Genomic DNA, 376 nt, shown 5'->3' on the forward strand with positions numbered 1-376 from the left:
CTTCATTGAGCAACCCGTTAAGACTTACTCCAGCGGCATGTTTGTTCGACTTGCGTTTGCATCAAACATCATGTCCAAGCCTGAAATCATGATTGTCGATGAGGCTCTCTCTGTCGGCGACATGAACTTCCATGCCAAGTGCATGACCGCACTGACTAGGATCCAGGATAATGGCGCGACGATTTTGTTCGTCAGCCATGACGTGGGCTCGGTCAAAAGCCTCTGCTCGCGTGGGGTTTATCTTGAGCGCGGCAAGGTTATCACCGTTGGGCCGGCAGCTGACGTCGCCGAGCGTTACATTCGCACGATGCAAGAGGAGATGAACGCCGAGCATCGTAAACAGGCGCGTGTACCTGGTTTTCTGGGTGGCCGGGTG

1 pseudogene is annotated in these 376 nt (G+C 54.3%); it reads left to right on the forward strand.

Going from position 1 to position 376, the window contains the following annotated elements:
- Positions 1 to 70: 70 nt before the first annotated feature.
- Positions 71 to 376: pseudogene (locus KMS84_RS44095) on the forward strand (hypothetical protein); the annotation flags it as partial.

Origin of the sequence: Streptomyces hilarionis, from assembly GCF_024539675.1 — a bacterium.
GTDB lineage: Bacteria > Actinomycetota > Actinomycetes > Streptomycetales > Streptomycetaceae > Streptomyces > Streptomyces hilarionis.